This window comes from Kribbella amoyensis, from assembly GCF_007828865.1.
Lineage (GTDB): Bacteria > Actinomycetota > Actinomycetes > Propionibacteriales > Kribbellaceae > Kribbella > Kribbella amoyensis.
On sequence record NZ_VIVK01000001.1, the window covers coordinates 2,431,250 to 2,448,602 of the forward strand.

The 17,353-nt window shown below is 69.2% G+C and carries 16 protein-coding genes; 4 read left to right on the plus strand and 12 right to left on the minus strand.

Going from position 1 to position 17,353, the window contains the following annotated elements; all coding sequences use genetic code 11:
- Positions 1-10: 10 nt before the first annotated feature.
- From FB561_RS11620 to FB561_RS11655, 8 genes are all read right to left on the minus strand, one after another.
- On the minus strand, positions 11-841 hold the full coding sequence (locus FB561_RS11620; protein WP_145805918.1) for a carbohydrate ABC transporter permease: 831 nt from the start codon (positions 839-841) through the stop codon (positions 11-13).
- Positions 841-1,812 (minus strand): carbohydrate ABC transporter permease, encoded by a 972-nt coding sequence (locus FB561_RS11625; RefSeq protein WP_145805920.1) that lies wholly within the window; start codon positions 1,810-1,812, stop codon positions 841-843. The genes FB561_RS11620 and FB561_RS11625 overlap by 1 nt, the downstream gene beginning before the upstream one ends.
- A gap of 4 nt (positions 1,813-1,816) precedes the next feature.
- Entirely contained in the window at positions 1,817-3,187 is a 1,371-nt protein-coding gene (locus FB561_RS11630) for a type 2 periplasmic-binding domain-containing protein (protein WP_170284634.1), read from the minus strand.
- A gap of 255 nt (positions 3,188-3,442) precedes the next feature.
- Complete coding sequence (locus FB561_RS11635) at positions 3,443-4,516, minus strand: LacI family DNA-binding transcriptional regulator (RefSeq protein WP_145805924.1); 1,074 nt, start codon at positions 4,514-4,516, stop codon at positions 3,443-3,445.
- Between the two features lie 10 nt (positions 4,517-4,526).
- Positions 4,527-6,248, minus strand: a complete 1,722-nt coding sequence (locus tag FB561_RS11640) for an alpha-amylase family protein (RefSeq protein ID WP_145805926.1) — start codon at positions 6,246-6,248, stop codon at positions 4,527-4,529.
- A complete protein-coding gene (locus tag FB561_RS11645; RefSeq protein ID WP_145805929.1) occupies positions 6,235-7,995 on the minus strand; it encodes an MBL fold metallo-hydrolase in 1,761 nt (586 codons plus the stop codon). The genes FB561_RS11640 and FB561_RS11645 overlap by 14 nt, the downstream gene beginning before the upstream one ends.
- A 420-nt stretch (positions 7,996-8,415) precedes the next feature.
- A complete protein-coding gene (locus FB561_RS11650; RefSeq protein ID WP_145805931.1) occupies positions 8,416-8,775 on the minus strand; it encodes an STAS domain-containing protein in 360 nt (119 codons plus the stop codon).
- A 176-nt stretch (positions 8,776-8,951) separates the two neighbouring features.
- Positions 8,952-10,319, minus strand: a complete 1,368-nt coding sequence (locus FB561_RS11655) for an LVIVD repeat-containing protein (RefSeq protein WP_145805933.1) — start codon at positions 10,317-10,319, stop codon at positions 8,952-8,954.
- A gap of 93 nt (positions 10,320-10,412) precedes the next feature.
- Between FB561_RS11655 and FB561_RS11660 the strand changes: the two genes are divergently transcribed.
- Both FB561_RS11660 and FB561_RS11665 read left to right on the plus strand, forming a co-directional pair.
- Positions 10,413-11,042, plus strand: a complete 630-nt coding sequence (locus FB561_RS11660) for a DUF305 domain-containing protein (RefSeq protein WP_145805936.1) — start codon at positions 10,413-10,415, stop codon at positions 11,040-11,042.
- An 88-nt stretch (positions 11,043-11,130) separates the two neighbouring features.
- Positions 11,131-11,844, plus strand: a complete 714-nt coding sequence (locus FB561_RS11665; RefSeq protein ID WP_272952580.1) for a DNA alkylation repair protein — start codon at positions 11,131-11,133, stop codon at positions 11,842-11,844.
- Here the strand turns inward: FB561_RS11665 and FB561_RS11670 are convergent.
- Both FB561_RS11670 and FB561_RS11675 read right to left on the minus strand, forming a co-directional pair.
- The gene (locus tag FB561_RS11670; RefSeq protein ID WP_145805940.1) at positions 11,826-12,653 is read right to left on the minus strand and encodes a CPBP family glutamic-type intramembrane protease; all 828 of its coding nucleotides are present in this window, start codon (positions 12,651-12,653) and stop codon (positions 11,826-11,828) included. The two genes, FB561_RS11665 and FB561_RS11670, sit on opposite strands and share 19 nt — an antisense overlap.
- A 108-nt stretch (positions 12,654-12,761) precedes the next feature.
- Entirely contained in the window at positions 12,762-14,276 is a 1,515-nt protein-coding gene (locus tag FB561_RS11675) for an MFS transporter (protein WP_145805942.1), read from the minus strand.
- A 300-nt stretch (positions 14,277-14,576) separates the two neighbouring features.
- Here FB561_RS11675 and FB561_RS11680 point away from each other — a divergent pair, with 300 nt between their 5' ends.
- Both FB561_RS11680 and FB561_RS11685 read left to right on the plus strand, forming a co-directional pair.
- Complete coding sequence (locus FB561_RS11680) at positions 14,577-15,194, plus strand: L-threonylcarbamoyladenylate synthase (RefSeq protein WP_145805944.1); 618 nt, start codon at positions 14,577-14,579, stop codon at positions 15,192-15,194.
- 30 nt (positions 15,195-15,224) lie between these two features.
- The gene (locus FB561_RS11685; RefSeq protein ID WP_202880593.1) at positions 15,225-15,869 is read left to right on the plus strand and encodes a nitroreductase family protein; all 645 of its coding nucleotides are present in this window, start codon (positions 15,225-15,227) and stop codon (positions 15,867-15,869) included.
- Here the strand turns inward: FB561_RS11685 and FB561_RS11690 are convergent, their stop codons facing one another.
- A complete protein-coding gene (locus FB561_RS11690) occupies positions 15,870-16,370 on the minus strand; it encodes a DNA polymerase ligase N-terminal domain-containing protein (RefSeq protein WP_145805946.1) in 501 nt (166 codons plus the stop codon).
- A gap of 105 nt (positions 16,371-16,475) precedes the next feature.
- Positions 16,476-17,297 carry a sigma-70 family RNA polymerase sigma factor gene (locus FB561_RS11695; RefSeq protein ID WP_145805948.1) on the minus strand — a complete coding sequence of 274 codons (822 nt, stop codon included), beginning with the start codon at positions 17,295-17,297 and terminating at the stop codon, positions 16,476-16,478.
- Between the last annotated feature and the right edge of the window lie 56 nt (positions 17,298-17,353).

Below are 17,353 nucleotides of genomic sequence, written 5' to 3' on the forward strand. Positions count from 1 at the left end.
GGCGGACGGATCAGCCCTTCTGCGCGGTCGTCGCCACGCCGTCGAGGATGTAGCGCTGGCCGAAGGCGAACAGGACGATCATCGGCACCACGGCGATCACGCTGGCGGCGATCGCGATCTCCCACTCGTAGTGGCCCGACAGCGCGAACGCGTCGATGATCTGCTTCAGCCCGCGCGGCATCGTGAAGTAGTCCGGCGTCTGCAGGTAGATGAGCGGCTTCATCAGGTCCGACCAGCTCGCCTTGAACTCGAAGACGAATACGATCACCAGCGCCGGTTTGCACAGCGGGAACGCGATCCGGCGGAACATCCCGAAGTACCCGCAGCCGTCCACCCGGGCCGCCTCGAACAACTCCCGCGGGATCCCGAGGAAGAACTGCCGGAGCAGGAACACGTAGAACGCCGAACCGAACAGGTTCTGCGCCCAGAGCGGGATCTGGGTGTCGATCATGCCGAGCTGGTTCCAGATCAGGTAGACCGGGATCATCGTCACCGCGCCGGGCAGCATCATCGTCGACAACAGCACGCCGAACAGCAGGTTGCGTCCGCGGAACCGGAAGTACGCGAACCCGAACGCGACCACCGCACTGGACAACGTCACCGCGGCCGCGGCCATGAACCCGACGGTCAGCGAGTTCACCAGCCAGCGCATCACCGGCGCGGCCTCCCAGACGCGGACATAGTTCTCCGGCTGGAACACCGCCGGGATCAGCCGGTTGTCGAACACCTGGGACCGTGGCTTCAGCGACGCGCTGACCAGCCACACCAGCGGGTACACGAACGCGAACGTCGCCGCGGTCAGGAACAGCAGGAACGGCAACCTGCGCGGGGAGATCGTCATCAGCGCTCCCCGTGGTAGTAGACGTACCGGTTACCGATCCGGACCTGCAGGAAGGTGATCAGCAGGATGATCACGAACAACAGCCACGCCATCGCCGAGGCGAAGCCCATCTTGAAGAACTGGAACGCGTTCTGGAACAGATAGACCATGTACACCAGCGACTCCTCGGACGCCGCCGCCTTCTGTTGCGGGCCGTAGAACATCGTGTAGGCCTGGTCGAACATCTGCATCGCTGCGATCGTGTTCGTGATCACGGTGAAGAACAGCGCCCCGGAGATCATCGGCACCGTGATCCGGAAGAACTGCGTGAACTGGCCGGCGCCGTCCAGTTCGGCCGCCTCGTACAGTTGCTTCGGCACGCCGTTGAGCGCGGCGAGGTAGATCACGACGGTGCCGCCGAGGGTCCACAGGCTCACCATCGCCAGCGACGGTTTCAGCCAGGCCGGATCGGCGGTCCAGTTCGGCCCGTTGATGCCGATCCAGCCGAGCACCTTGTTCACCAGGCCCTGCTGACCGTTCAGCAGCAGCAGGAACATCGCGGCCGCGGCGACCCCCGGGGTCATCTCGGGCAGGTAGAACGCGGTCCGGAAGAAGCCGCCGGCCCGGCCGACCCGCTGCAGCATCATCGCCAGCACCAGCGCGAAGATCGTGCCGAGCGGGACGAACATCGCGGCGTACACGAACGTGTTGCTCAGCGCCTTCAGCACCCGCGGGTCGTCGAACAGCTCGCGGTAGTTCTCCAGGCCGACCGCGCGCGGGGCCTGGATCATCTGGTAGTCGGTGAAGGACAGCACCAGGCTGGCGATCATCGGTCCGGCGGTGAAGATCAGGAACCCGATCACCCACGGCGCGACGAAGGCCCAGCCGGCCCGGTCCTCGCGGCGGGCCAGCGGGCTGCGCCTCGGCCGGCGGTCACGGCGGAGGGGCTCGGCCGGCCCCTCCGTCGTGACCTGTTCGACGGTGGCTGTCATCGAATCAGCCCTGCGGGGCCTTGTCGAAGGCGGCCTTCGCCTCGGTCTGCGCCTGGTCCAGTGCGGCCTGCGGGGTCGCCGTCCCGGCCAGGGCCTTGCCGACCGCGTTCTTCCAGGCCGCGTCGATCTCGGCGCCGGCCGGCGACGGGTTCAGCGACTTCGACTTGTCCAGCACGTCGTAGTAGTTGTTGATCGCCTGGTCGAACCCGGCGTCACCGGTGGGCTTGAGGTACTTGGCCTTGATCTCGTCGTCGGCGGTCTTGTTGCCGGTGAACAGGCCGGTGAAGAAGCTCTTGTCCTTGGCCACGGTCTGCATCCGCGCCTCGGCCGCCTTGTTCCAGGTCTCCACCGAGGTCATCGTCTTGGCGAACTTGCAGGCGGCGTCGAAGTTCTTCGCGCCCTTCGGCACCACCCAGGCCGATCCGCCGATCGTGCTGATCGGCTGACCCTGCCGGTCGGTGAACATCGTCGACTGCAGCTCGAGCCCGTTCTTGCGGCTGTCCAGCAGCACGTTGACGTACCAGTTCTCGATCGGGAACGCTGCCAACTGGTCGGCGGTGAACTGGTTCTTCTCGCCGAACAGGTCGAAGGTGTCCCGGAAGGTCTTGAAGTTCGACCAGCCACCCTGAGCCTGGATCAGGGTGAGCGTGTACGTGAGCGCCTCGACCGCCTTCGGGTCGTTCAGGTTGGGCTCGCCGCCCTGCTTGACCAGCTCGGCGCCGTTGGCCATCGCCCAGAGCGGGAAGAAGTCCGGCATCTTCGGGTCGAACCCGAGCCGCGCCGGCCGGCCGCCCTTGGCCTTGTAGAGCTTCTTGGCCGTCTGCTCGAGCTTGTCCCAGTCGGCGGTCTGGATGTCGGTGACCGGAACGCCCGCGGACTTGAGCGCCTTTCCGCTGATCAGGTTCGTCGTGACGGTGTAGAACTCCGGGATGCCGTAGGTCTTGTCGCTGAGCTTGACCTCGTTCAGCGCGGCTTCGCGGTACTGGGTGGTATCGATTCCATTGTTCTTGATGCAGTCGTCCAGCGGCTGGATCGCGCCCTTGGCTGCGTACGTGCCGATCAGGTTACGGGCCATGTAGGCGACGTCCGGCGCGTTGCCGCTGGAGACCGCGGTGAGGAACTGCTGGGCGTCGAAATCGCCCTTGTTGTTCTTCACCGTGACCCCGGGGTAGGCCGTCTTGAACGCCGCGATCCGGGATTGCGCGACCTCGTCCTCGCCGCTGAAACCCATGATGTTCAGGGCGCCCGACGGCGTCGACTCGGCGGAGCTGTCACCGCTGCCGCCGCCGACGTCGTCCTTGGTCCCGACACCCGCGCAGGACGTGAGGACCAGCGTGCCGGCCGCCAGCACCGCGGGAAGGCGGAGGTGCTTCATTGCGTGCTCCTTACCTCGACAGGGGACGAGACCGAACGTGCCACCAGAGCGGTCCGGCGCTTCGACGAAATGTGGCATCGATGCCACATTCGATTTCAGGAACCGTAAGGGCGCGGTCGGACGCGCGTCAAGGTGTGGGCCGCCTACCTGGGGATAACGATCGAGGAACGCGCCGAAGCTGCCAGGGCCACCGAACGAGGACCAGGACCAGGCCGAGGACCAGGGCCAGGCCGACGATCAGAACCAGGCCGAGGATCAGGAGCGGGGCGCCGGCCCGGTGGAGCCGCGGATGATCAGCCGGGGTGCGACCCGGACCCGGCGGCGGCGCGGCGGCAGCTCGCCGCGGATCCGGGCCAGCAGCAACCGGGCGCAGGTCCGGCCGAGCTCGACGGTGTGCTGGTCGACCGTGGTCAGGGCCGGCTGGACCAGCGACATCCACGGCACGTCGTCGTACGCCGCCAGGCTGATCCGCCGGGGCACCGTCAGCCGCCGGTCCTTCAGCTCGGCCAGGGCCCCCTGGGCGAGCACGTTGTTCGCGGAGAAGATCGCCGTGACGTCGTGGTCGTTCAGCAGTTTGGCGGTGGTCCGCCGGGCCGCGTCGGCGTCGAAGCTCGTGTACGCGATCAGGTCCTCGTCGACCTCGAGCCCGAACTCCTCGTGCGCGGCCCGGAACCCGGCCAGCCGGCCCGCCCCCGTCGACCACTTCGTCTCGTCGATCAGCAGTCCGATCCGGGTGTGGCCGAGGCCGATCAGGTGCTCGGTGAGTTCGCGGGCGCCGGCCTTGTTGTCGCTCAGCACCACGTCACCGCCGGACCGGCCGAGCTCGCGGTCCGCGCACACCACGTGCACCCCGTTGTCCTGCAGGACTCGCGGGCAGGCCGCGGTGACCGGGGTGACGATGACCCCGGGGACCCGCATCGCCAGCAGCGTCTCGGCCGCCTGCAGTTCCTCGGCCGGGTCGCCGTTGTCGTTCACCAGCACCATCTGGTACTCCGCCGCGCGCAGCTCCTCCTCGATCCCGGCCGCGAGGTCGGCGTAGAAGGGGTTGCGCAGGTCGGAGATCAGCACGCCGATCGACGTGGAGGTACGGCTGCGCAGGTTCCTCGCGTTGTGGTCGGCGACGTACCCGATCTTGGCCGCGGCGGCGCGCACGCGGTTCCGTACGTCGGGGGACGCGTAACCACGGGTGTGCAGGGCGCGCGAGACGGTCGACGGAGAGACACCGGCCTCGCGGGCGACGTCCTGCACCGTGGGACGGCGTACCGCACCGGACCGCGGCTCCGGTTGAGCCCCGGTCCGTGCACTGCGCGCCTGCCCCCGCTGCGTCATGGCCCGCAGTCTAAGGCAGGCGCTCCGTCCGTACCCTGGTACCGAACCGCTCCCAGCTCTCCCGGATCGCGGCGAAGTCGTCCGGGCCGAAGTCGTAGCGGTCCGTATCGGTGCCGTCGACGTAGTACAACGCGGGCACGCCCAGCTCGTGCTGGATCCTCAGGTACTCGCGCCACTCGGCGTGGTTCGGCATCATCCAGCCGTCGGTGTCGATGCCGAGTTCCGGGCAGACCGCCTTCACCACGCCGGCCCGGTACCGCATGTGCTGCGCCACGTACCCCGGTTCGCCGTCGTCGTCCCGGAGTACGTCGTTCAGGCGGATCAGGTCGGTCACGTCGAGAAAGGCCGGGTTCGGTACGTGGGTGACGACGAGCGCGTCCGGCTTGGTCCGCTTGGCCGTCTCGTACACGAGCCGCAGGTGCTCGTGCAGCAGCGCCGTGCCCCACAGACGACCACTGTGCCGCAACGACGAACCGGACGGGGTGCGGGCGGTGAAGTCGATCTTGAAGCCGTCGGCGTCAAGGCCGTCGGGGGACAGCATGTACTCCACGGCTTCCCGGACGAGGTCGACGCAGGCGGGCGACTCCGGGTCGAGGCCGACCGGGTTACCGGCCGCGTCGGTGATGCTTGCCTCGATCGGGGCGCCTTCGTCGTCCCACGCCTTCCACCAGAGCAGGACGCGTTGCCCGGCGGCGTGCCGTTCGGCGATCCAGCCACGCAGGTCCGTCCACTTCTCCGGATCGGGTCGGCAGGTGGCGTACTGCTCCTGCCACTTGTCGTCGATCACCACGGTCTGCGGCTCGATCCCCTGCTTCGCCAGGGTTTGCAGGAACGTGTCGTAGTTCGCCTGTGTGGCCAGGGGTTGCGGTGCTTGGTCCGTGCGAGCACCGATCGCGCACTGTGCTCCCCAGCCGCAGAAGATCGGCCTCTGCCACCACGCCTGCGACTCCACGGTGCGCTGCGGTACCACGCCGTACTCGTCGAGCAGGGCACGGTGGCGGACCAGGACGTCCTCCGGGTCCGTCCCGTCCAGGTGTACGACCAGCAGCGGAGTCGTGAACGAACCGTCGACGGTGGTGTGGCCCTCGTAGTCGAGCCGGAGACTGAAGCCGCCGGTGACGGGCAGGTAGTGGTAGTTGGTGAACGTCTGCTCCGCGATCGGCGCCACCACGCTCAGCCCGATCCACTGCGTCGTGTCCGGAGTCACCGCGAAGCACCAGGGCGCCGGTGAGAACAGCCAGCGCTCGATCCCGGGCTCGCTGCCCTCACCGCACGGGCCGATCGTGGCCGGCTCGAGCGCAGTGCGGATCACGCGGGTCGGGTGGTCCGGGTTCGGCGAGTACGCCTGCTGGAGGCGCGCGCCGCTCGGCAGGAAACCGCGCGGTGTTCGGCGGCCGCCGAACAGGTGCGCGTCGGTGATGCGGCCCTGCCCGGTCACCGTGGTCGTGGTCTCGATCCGGTCCGGCAGGAACCGCGTGGTGGTCACCCGGGTGTCCCAGACGGTACTGCGGGCCGTTGCCGTCAGCACTAGTTCGCCCGGGCGCCGGTCCTCCTCGACGGTGATCTCGCCGTAGCTCTCGTCCGGCCCGGCGAAGCTGTCGAGGGACGCATGCAGCCGTAGCGCGAACAGCCGCTGCCCGTCCTGGCCGATCACCGCCGCATACGCCTTGGCAGGGTTGACCTCGACCTTGTAGTTCCCGATGTTCACGGAGTTCCCTTCAGAGGCGGACATCGACGAGCGCTTCAGCCGACTGGCCGAGGTACTTCCCCGCACGGGTGACCGCGGCCGCGATCCGGGCCCGCCGGACCGGCCGATCCACGTGCGGCACCACCACGAACCGGTCGGGCGCCACCTGCTTGCAGTCCCAGCCGGCAGGCACCACGAGCTCGGCCGAGCCGTCCGCGATCACGGTGACCTCGAACGGTTGCCCGTCCACCGCGTCGATCCGGTACGGCGTGATCCGGGCCGGCCCGGCGAACACCGGATCGTCGGGGCGGAGCAGCTCCCGGTGGACCCGCGCTACCTCGTCGCCGATCCGGGTCAGCTCGTCCAGGTACTCCCCGGTGACGACGCGCGGATCCCAGTGCCCGGTGATCATCAGGTCCGGCTGGAGTCGCCGGTACAGCGCGGCCGAGGCGGCGTAGTCGTCGGGGCGGAACAGGTTCGCGTACTGGAAGTTCGGGATCTCGGCCTCCACCCCTGGCCGATACGTCCCGGTCTGCTGGTCCCCGGTCGCAAGTACCCGCTTGCCGTCCACGGTGAAGCCCACCGCCGACGCGTACAGCGTGTGCCCCGGCAACGCGTGCATCTCCAGCTCGTACTCGCGCCAGCGCACGCTGGTCCCGTCGGGGATGTGCCGCTCGCACGGGATCGGCTCGTACCAGAGGCAGGGCAGGTCGTACGCGGACGGGTCCTCCAGCACGGCGGCGACCGGGCTGCTCGCCCACACCTCCGTCCCCTCGACGTCACGCAACAGGTTGAACGCGGCCACGTGGTCGTCGTGGTAGTGCGTGGGGACCGCCACCTCGACCCGGTCGATCCCGTAGTCGCGGTGCAGCGCCCGCACACTCGGCAGCCACGGCCGGACGGTGTACCGCTCGCCGCCCTGCGGGATCCCGGTGGTCAGGTCGTACCCGTAGTCGATCACCAGCGCCGTGCCGGAGTCGCTGAGCAGGACGTAGCTGCGGGACTCGCTGGTCCGGTTCATCAACAGATGCGGACTGATCTCGACGAACGGGTCGGCCAGCTTCTCCAGCAACCCGCTCGGTTGTCCCAGCCGGACCTCGATCAGGTCGCCCAGGGCTCGGCAGGTCCGGTCAACCGTGTCGGCCGGGTCTGTCATCGGGTCACCGTGGCTGGGCAGCAGGACGGACGGGTCGTGGTCGAGCAGCTGCACCAGGGACGCCCTGGTCAGCGCGGCGCCCTCCAGGCCGACGTACGACCACTGCAGCGCAGCGGCGGACCACACCTTGCCAGGACTGTGCACCAGGTCGCCGACGAAGGCCTGCCCGTCGATCAGGTACGTCACGCTGCCGGCTGTGTGCCCGGGAGTCGGCAGGGTGGTCACTTCGAGGTGGCCGATCTGCCTGGTGCTGTAGTCGCGCATTGCTCCGGTGACGGCGACCGGTTCGAGCAGGGAGTAGCGGTCGGTGCGGAGGTCGTAGTTGTTCACGACGGTTCGGCGTTGCCAGATCCGCTCGACGTCCGCGATCAGGTCGAGCTCGGTCTCCGGCACCCAGATCCGCGCGCCCGCGGCGGCGAGCAACGGCAGTCCCTCGACCTGGTCGCGGTGGTGGTGCGTCACCAGGACGTCGGTGATCCGGTCGATGCCGAGCTCGGCGAGGTGGGACAGCCAGCGTCCGGAGCCGACGTCGACGGCGACCGCCGAGCGGGTCGTGGGGTCGACCAGCAGGTACACGACGCAGCTGTCCTCGACGGCGTGCAGGTTGGCGCCGACGCGCTGGGTCCGGAGGGTCACAGGCAGCACCCTAAGCAGCGCTTCGGGGGCGCTGGCAAGTACTTATGGCATCGATTCCAGAATCGTTTCGTCTTCGCGAGGCACAGTTCATGAAGAACCCCGCGCCCCTCGATCGCTGTCTCCAGCCGTCAGCAGTTCCCCGGCTGGGTACGCGAGCAAGCTCGCGGTGTGGTCAAGGCGAGCAGCCCGGATGCAGCCGCCGGGTGGTCGAGGCGACCAGCCCTGCCCGGGTCCTGGACGGTCGGGTGAGCAGCCGGTTACTGGTCCTGGTGCTCGGGCGAGCAGCCCGGGGTTGCCGGTCCTGGGTGGTCGAGGCGAGCGGCCCGGGGTTGCTGGTTCTGGGTGGTATCCCGGGTGGCTCGTGTCGTTGGGGTTCGACGCGGGGGATGCCTCCGTGTGGCCCGGCGTGGGAGCGCCGGGCTATTGGAGGTGGAGGGTGCGGAGGGCTTCGTCGGCGGAGGCGTAGATGCGGAAGTGTTCGCCGAGTCCCGTCACCGCCAGGGGTCTGTCGACGGGGCGGCCTACGCCGACCAGGGCCAGTTGGATCTCGTGTTGGCCCGCCAGTTGGCGGGCTTCGACGAGGTTGCCGAGGCCGGCCGAGCTGCAGAAGGTCACCGCGGACACGTCGATGAGGACCAGGCGCGCGGGTGGCGCGATGGCGGTCCGGATCGCCTCGGCGGCGTACTCGGTGGTGGCGATATCGATTTCACCGGACAACCGGACGAGCAGCACCCCGGGTGCCAGCTCGTCGGTGACCGCGTCGAAGGTCGTTCTGATCATCTCGCCGTCCTGGGATTCCGGCTGACTCACGGCAGACTCTCCCCCTGGGCAGGCCCGCGGACGCCGGTCGGTTGAGGCGGATGGGTGAAGCCCTGGCGTAACCGTATGCCGGATTGCTCCGGAGTCACAATGCCTGCACAGCTTGTGACCCCGGAGCGTGATCAGCGGGTCCACGCTCAGCCCCAGAACCGCGGCTGGGTCTGGACGTTGAGCTCCTTCAGCTTCACCCGGTTCGCGGGGTCGGTCCGGCGGTCGGAGATCCGGAAGACGTCGAACGCGGTGACCGACTCGGTGCCGTAGATCGCGCCGTTGTACCAGTACACGGACCAGTACCCGCCGAACGACGCCGGATCGCGCGGCGGCCGGTCGAAGTACCCGATCTCGCGGGGGTTGACCGAGTCGGTGAAGTCCCAGACCGAGAAGCCGCCCTGGTACCAGGCCTGCACCATGATGTCGCGGCCGCGGACCGGGATCAGCGAGCCGTTGTGCGAGACGCAGTTCTCGTCGGCGGCCTGGTGCCGGGTGATCTTGTAGTAGCTGCGGAACACCAGCTTGCGCTGCTTGACGTCGAAGATCGCGGTGGCGCCCTTGGTCGGCCCGACCTCGGGGGTGCACTCCGCGCCGCCGCCTCCGCCGAGTTCGTCCATGAAGACGACCTTGCTGCCGTCGCCGTTGAAGGTCGCGCCGTGCCAGAAGGAGAAGTTTGCCGCGTCCTGGACCCGGTCGATCACCTCCGGCTGTTCCGGCCGGGAGATGTCCAGCAGTACCCCGTCGCCCATGCACGCCGCGGCCGCGATGTTCTTCGCCGGGAACGCGGTGATGTCGTGACAGCCGCTGGTCTCGTAGCCGGTCTCGCTGCCCGGGAACCCGCCGTCCGGGAACAGGATCGGCGACGCGACCACGGCCGCCCGCTCCGGCTGGCGCAACGGCACCTTGACGATGTCGATCCGGTCGTTCGGCGGCTGGCAGTCGGGGTACGTCGCGTTCGGGAAGTACGAGGAGTTGTAGACGTAGACCGACCGCTTGCTCTTGTCCGGGACCAGCGTGTGCGTGTGCGAACCGCACTTGGTCTCGACGGCGGCGACGTACCGCGGGTTCCGCGGATCGCGGACGTCGAAGATCTTGATGCCCTCCCAGGACTCCTTGATCGTCGGCGACTGCGCGACACTCTGGCACGAGTTGTCGCTGCGCGAGGAGTCCGTACTGAGGAACAGCAGCCCGTCGTACACGCTGATGTCGCTCTGGCTGCCCGGGCAGGAGACCTGGCTGATCAGGGCCGGCTTGCCCGGGTCCGCGATGTCGTAGATCGCGAAGCCGGAGTAGTTCCCGACGTACGCCTTCTGCCCGGAGAACGCGATGTCGGTGTTCACCCCGCCGGCCAGCGGTCCGGTCATCGGGACGCTGGCGAGGTGGGTGATGTTGTCGCTCTTGGCGGCGCCGGTGTCCGGCGGTCCGTCGGCCGACGCCGGCAGGGCGGAGTACGCCAAGACGGCGGCGAGGACGGTGACGAGACTGGCGAGCGTGCGGGGGCGGCCGATGCGCATGCCTCTGGTCCCTTCTGCGGGAGCGGTTGGGCCAAGGGTATGCGTGATAGACACTGTGTGGAAGCGATTCGACACCAGGAGTGAGGCCCGCCCGTGACGAAGGTGCTGCTCGTGTCCCTGCTTCTCGCCGGTCTGTGGGGGTGCAGTTCGACCCCCGAGGCTGCGCCGGCGCCCTCGTCGACGGTCCCGGTGATCGTGCCGGGGACGCCAGGTGGACCCAACAAGACGGTCGCGACGATACCGAGCTCGGCCGCCACCGTGGACCCCGACGACGTCAGCTTCCTCGCCGACATGATGGTCCATCACAGTCAGGCGCTGGTGATGGCCGAGCGGGCCCGGACGGCGGCCGTCGCTCCGCGGGTGAAGTCGCTGGCCGAGCGGATCCGGGTCGGGCAGAAGCCGGAGATCGAGGCGATGCGGCAGCTGCTCACCGAGCGCGGCCAGACCCCGCCGTCGCTCGAGCATGTCGAGCACATGGACCACAGCGCGATGCCGGGGATGGCGACGCCGGCCCAGCTCGCGGCGTTGGGCCAGGCGCGCGGGAAGACGTTCGACACGATGTTCCTGAGCCTGATGATCAAGCATCATGAGGGCGCGATCACGATGAGCGGCAAGCAGCAGGAGAACGGCGCGGACCTTCGCGTCGGCGAGCTGGCCCGGGACGTGGGCGTGACGCAGGCCAAGGAGATCGCGACGATGCGCCGACTGCTGAAGGAGCTGTGATGGGGACCCTCGACGGCAAGGCCGCTCCGGTCACCGGTCAGAGCCTTCGCGCCACCGGAGGGCTGCTGAGCTGAGTACCGTCGACGACCTGCTCGCCGCCGTCGACGCCGCGGCCGATCCCGCGACGGCGGAGATCCTGGCCCGCTACTTCCAGGTCAAACCCGGCGGCTACGGCGAGGGCGACCGGATCATCGGCGTCAAACTCTCCGCGCTCCGAGCCATCCTCAAGCCGTACCTGCGCGCCGGCCTGCCGCTGGCCTCGGTGGAGCCGGCCCTCGCGAGCCCGATCCACGAACACCGCCTCGCCGTCCTCTGCCTGCTCGCCGACCGCGCGAACCGGGCCACGAAACCCCGCACGGCGGACCCCGAAGAGCTCGCTGAGATCTATGCCCTCTACCTCCGCAACACCACCAAGGTGAACAACTGGGACCTGGTCGACTGCAGCGCGGCCGAGATCGTCGGCGGCTACCTGACCGGCAAACCTCGCGACGACCTGTACCGGCTGATCCGCTCCGACCTGCTCTGGGACCGGCGGATCGCGCTCGTCGCCACCCACCGCTTCATCCGGGCCGGCGACACCGAGGACATCTACGCGCTCACCCGCGAAGTCCTGCGGGATCGTGAGGACCTGATCCACAAGGCCGCCGGCTGGATGCTCCGCGAAGCCGGCAAACGCGTCTCGGCCGACGACCTGCGCACCTTCCTCGACGAGAACGCCGCCCGGATGCCCCGCACCATGCTCCGCTACGCCGTCGAACACTTCCCACCCGAAGCCCGCCGCCACTACCTCGCCCTCAGGTGAGCCGGCCGGGCGCCGGCCCTGACCCGGGTCCGGCGGATCAGCTGGTAGATGGTTGCTGCTAGCAACAGGTAGGCGGGGAAGAGCAGCACGGCGTCGGGGGTTTCCAGGGTGACCGACCAGCCGGCTTCGCGGGATTCGCCTTGGTAGGTGAGGCGGTTGACGGTGAGGAAGGTGAGGTGAGTGGCTATTGCTGTCCACAGGGAGTTGGTGGCGTTCCTCGCGGTGACGAGCGTGAGGCCGAAGGTCGTCAGCAGCACGACGTAGGCGATCGGGTCCTCGCCCGCCGGTGCTAGGGACGGTCGATCGGCGATCAGGCCGAAGGGTCGGCCGACGGCCCACTGGATCGTGCTGGAGAGCGGGACCACGGCGAGGAAGAGGGCTGTGGTGACTGTCGCCGCGAGCCACGGACGGTGCGTCCCGCGCAGGGTCGAGTAGGTGTGGCCTCGGAGGGTCAGCTCTTCGGGGAAGGCTTCCAGCAGGACGGCCACGATCGTGTTGGTGGCCAGGAAGAGCAGGACCTGCGGGACGTCGAGCGGTCCCCAGGTGAGCCAGCCGCCGAGCGTGCCGAGGGTCAGGACGATCGCGGCCGAGCCCGCCGTGACGGCGAGGCCCAGGAGGAACGGACGCGGGCCGCCGGTGAGGGCCAGGAAACTGCGGTTGCGGACCGGGCGGATGCAGGCGATCGCGATCACGGTGCAGACGACCGCGGCGAGCCAGGCGGAGTGGGTGAGGGTTCTCGTCCATCCGGCCGCCGCCAGGGCGAGGGCCATGACGATCGCGCCGAAGGTTGCTCGGATCCAGATCACCATACGATCGTACAGTACGAGTGTGTCAAATAATCCGGGGAGCGACTGCGGGCGGCCACGACGTCCGGATGCGATATGTCGACATGTCGTCGATCCGGGCCGATCCGCGGTTCACCGTGGGGCAGTGACGCCCGGGCAGTTCGAGAGCGGCGGCGCTTCGAGTGAGCAGTGCCGGCGAGCGGCGACGAGGGCGGCGGCCGGCTCCTCGCGCCGGGGCCGGCCGCTCGCCAGCGTCACCCAGGCGATGACGGCACCGGCGACGGTCAGCACGGCCGAGATCATCAGGGCCTTGTCGAAGCTGTTGCTAAAGGCAACCGGATCGCGGTAGACGTCACCGGTGATCCCCGCCGCCAGCGGGATCGCCGCGACCGCCATCAGCTGCGCGGACCGGGCCACCGCGTTGTTCACGCCGGACGCGATCCCGGCGTGGTGGTCCTCGACCGACGACAGCACCGTCGCGGTCAGCGGGGCCACGGTCAGGACCAGGCCCAAGCCGAGCACGACCACGGCCGGCAGGACGGCGCCCAGGTACGACGATCCGGGCTGGATCCGCATCATCAGCAGGAATCCACCGCCCATCAGCAGCGGGCCGGCCGTCATCGGGATCCGGGGGCCGATCTTCTCCGCGAGGCTGCCGGTGTACCCGGAGAAGGTGAGCATCAGCAACGTCATCGGCAACAGGGACGCGCCCGCCGTCAGCGCGTCGTACCCGAGGACCGTCTGCAGGTACACGACCAGCAGGAAGGTCGCGGTGCCGAGGCCGCCGTACACGACGACGGTGACCAGGTTGGCGCCGGTGAAGCGGAGGTTCGCGAAGATGCCGGGCGGCAGCATCGGGTGCGAGCTACGGCGTTCGACCTCGACGAACACGACCAGGGCGGCCACACCGATCAGCAGCGCGCCGATCACCACCGGGTCGCCGAAGCCGTTCTCGCCGGCGCTGATCAGCCCGTAGGTGAGACCGCCCAGCCCGACCGTCGCGAGTACGGCGCCGGTGATGTCCAGCTTGGGTGCCATCGTCTCGTCACGGGTCTCCGGGACGTGGCGCAGGGTGATCAGGACGGTCGCCAGCGCGATCGGCACGTTCAGCAGGAAGATCCACCGCCACGACCCGCTGTCCACCAGCCAGCCGCCGACGAACGGGCCGACCGCGGCCGCGACCGAGGTGAGCCCGCTCCACGCGCCGACCGCCTTGCTCCGGTCCGAGTGCGCGAACGTGGTCTGCAGGATCGCCAGGCTGCCCGGGGTGAGCAGCGCACCGCCGACCCCTTGCAGGATCCGGCCGGCGATCATCACCTCGAGGGTCGGTGCGGCCGCACAGATCACCGACGCCACGGTGAACCAGACCACGCCGATCACGAAGATCCGGCGCCGGCCGAACCGGTCACCGAGCGAGCCGCTGAGCAGGATCAGCGAGGCCAGCATCAGCATGTAGCCGTTCACGATCCACTGCAGGCCGGCCACGTCGGCGTCCAGGTCCTCGCCCATCGCGGGCAGGGCGACGTTGACCACGGTGCCGTCGAGGAACGCCATCCCGGACCCGAGGGCGGTCGCCGCGAGGACCCAGCGGGCGCGCGCGGTACCGAAGCTGATCCGACCGGCGTCCTCGGGCTGTGCGTCGACCATGGAGTTCAGAGTAAGTCTTCGGCCCGGATCGTGAATCCCCACCGGACGACCGGCTCAGGTGGACCACTGAGCGCGCCCCGGGTCTGTCCCTGAAGTGCGCTTCACCCTGTTCCCCCGCGGCCGGCCGGGTCGCAGGATGAGGTCATGACCACCCCACAGGTACCCGGTGACGAGCGCGCCGCCCGGCACGCCCGCTGGACCCTGGTCGGGGTGCTGGCCTTCGCCGCGGTGCTGTGCTCGGTCCTCACCACCTTGTAGCGTCCGTCGGTCCACCCGGCAGGGCCGCTAAGGTCGTGGCCCATGGCCAGGTATTTCGACGTGCATCCCGACAACCCGCAGAAGCGAGCGATCGGCCAGGTGGTGGACCTGGTCCGCGGCGGCGGCCTGGTCGCGTACCCGACCGACTCCTGTTTCGCGCTCGGCTGTCAGCTCGGCAACCGGGACGGGATCGAGCGGATCCGGACGATCCGGCACCTCGACGACCGGCACCACTTCACCCTGGTCTGCCAGGACTTCGCCCAGCTCGGCCAGTTCGTGCACATCAGCAACGCGGTGTTCCGCTCGATCAAGGCGGCCACGCCGGGCAGCTACACGTTCATCCTGCCCGCGACCAAGGAGGTCCCGCGGCGGCTGTTGCACCCGAAGAAGAAGACGGTCGGGGTCCGGATCCCGGACCACGTGGTGGCCCAGGCGCTGGTCGCCGAGCTCGGTGAGCCGCTGCTGTCCAGCACCCTGCTGCTGCCCGGTCACGAGGAGCCGATGACGCAGGGCTGGGAGATCAAGGAGGAGCTGGACCACCAGGTCGACGCGGTCATCGACGGCGAGGCCGGGACCGAGCCGACCACGGTGATCGACTTCTCCGACGACGTCCCCGAGATCGTCCGCGTCGGCGCCGGCGACCCGGCTCCGTTCGAATAGCCTGCGAACCCGTTGACCTACTGTGAAGCGGTGACGACTCTCGAGCTGACCCCCGACGAACTGCTCACCACCACCAGGACCGTGCGCAAGCGGCTCGACCTCGACCGGCCGGTGCCGCCCGAGCTGATCCGCGAGTGTCTCGAGATCGCGTTGCAGGCGCCCTCGGGCAGCAACCGCCAGACGTGGCACTGGCTGGTGGTCACCGATTCGGAGAAGCGGGCACAGATCGGGGAGTACTACCGGCGCGCGGTCGCGGGGTACCTGGAGTCCGCCGGCGCCGCGGGGAAGCTGTACGCCGACGACCCGTCGCGTGCGCCTGTGCAGCAGCGGGTCGGGAAGAGCGTCGCGTACCTGGGTGAGCGGATGGGTCACGTACCCGTGCTGGTGATCCCTTGTCTGCGGGCGAAGGCGTTGCCGGCCGGGAACCAGGCGGGGATGTGGGGCTCGATCCTGCCGGCGGCGTGGAGCTTCATGCTGGCCGCCCGGGCCCGCGGGCTCGGTACGGCGTGGACGACGCTGCACCTGCAGTACGAGCGGGAGGTCGCCGAGGTCCTGGAGTTGCCGGCGGACATCCGGCAGTCGGTGCTGATCCCGACCGCGTACACGCTCGGCACGGACTTCAAGCCGGCCGCGCGGCAGCCGCTGGACGACGTCCTGCACCTCGATCGCTGGTAGTCAGGACGCGGTCGCGGCCATCTCCTCGATGGTCAGGCCGCTGAGGATCGACCGCGGCTCGGCGCTGGTCAGATCGAGGCGCGGATCGGCGAAGGCGTCCCGCACCTTGACGAGCAGCCAGTCCTGGCCGGTCCGGGTGAAGGCCCAGGTGCCGTGCAGTTTCACGCCCTGCAGCCGGACCTTCAGGTGCCCGCGGTCGATCGCCTCGGCGGCGTCGACCGGGTGGCCGTGGTCCTCGGTGAGGTTGGTGAAGACGCCCGCGTCCCAGACGATCACCGCCCCGCTGCCGTACTTGCTGTCGGCAATGACTCCCTCGTACTCCGCGTACTCGATCGAGTGGTCTTCGGTCGGCACCGCCAGCCGTTTGACGGTCGGATCGAGCGACGGGCCGCGGGGTACCGCCCAGGACTTGAGGACGCCGTCCACCTCCAGCCGCACGTCGTAGTGCAGCCGGCGCGCGTCGTGCTGCTGCACGACGAAGAGGGGAGCGTCGTCGGACAAGAAGGCCTCCTCACGTGCGTGGTCCGCCGCAGGACGAGCCTACGGCGGACCACGGTGGGGAGGGGTGGAGCGGCCGCCGCGGGAGGGCGGCGACCGCGGAACGGATCAGGCAGCCGCCGCGGTGGGCGGTTCGATCTGCGCGCGCAACCGGTCGAGGATGCCGCGCAGCAGCCGGGAGACCTGCATCTGGCTGACGCCGATCTCGGCGCCGATGTCGGCCTGGGTGTGCCCCTCGATGAAACGCAGCTCGAGGATCCTGCGCTCCCGTGGGGTGAGGTCGTTGAGAACCGGGGCGAGCACGGCGACCGCCTCGGTGCGCTCGAACGACGTGTCCTCCTCGTCGGCGATGGTGTCGGCGAGGTTCGCGGTCGACTCCCCGTCGACCGGGCGATCCAGGGACAGCACGGAGAAGCAGCCGTCGGCCGCGATCGCCGCCTCGACCTCGGCGACCTCGCAGTTCACCGCGGCGGCGAGCTCCTCCAGGGTCGGGTCGCGCTGGAGATCCTGGACCAGCTGCGGCCGGACCGACGCGATGGACCCTTGCAGTTCCTGCAGGCGGCGCGGGATCCGGACGGTCCACGAGCAGTCGCGGAAGTACCGTTTCACCTCGCCGCGGATGGTCGGGACGGCGTACGCGAGGAACGGCGTCCCGCTGTCGGGTTTGTAGCTGCGGGCGGCTTTGATGAGTCCGACGTAGGCGACCTGGTCCAGGTCGTCGGCCTCGACGCCCCGGCCGCGGAACCGGCCGGCGATGCTGTGGGCGATCCCCAGGTTGAGCTCGATGGCCTCGTCCAGGAGACGCTGCCGGACTTCCTCGTCCTGGCTGGTGGCCCGCCGGGAGAGCAGATCCCGGGTGGCTTCGTCGCGGCGGTGCTTGGGGTGAGCGGGCCGCTCGTCGACGGTGGTGCTGGCAAGTACGGTAACCATGATGCTTGACCTCGCGACTCTGAGTCACGGCGCGGCACATGTCTGGACCGCGGTCA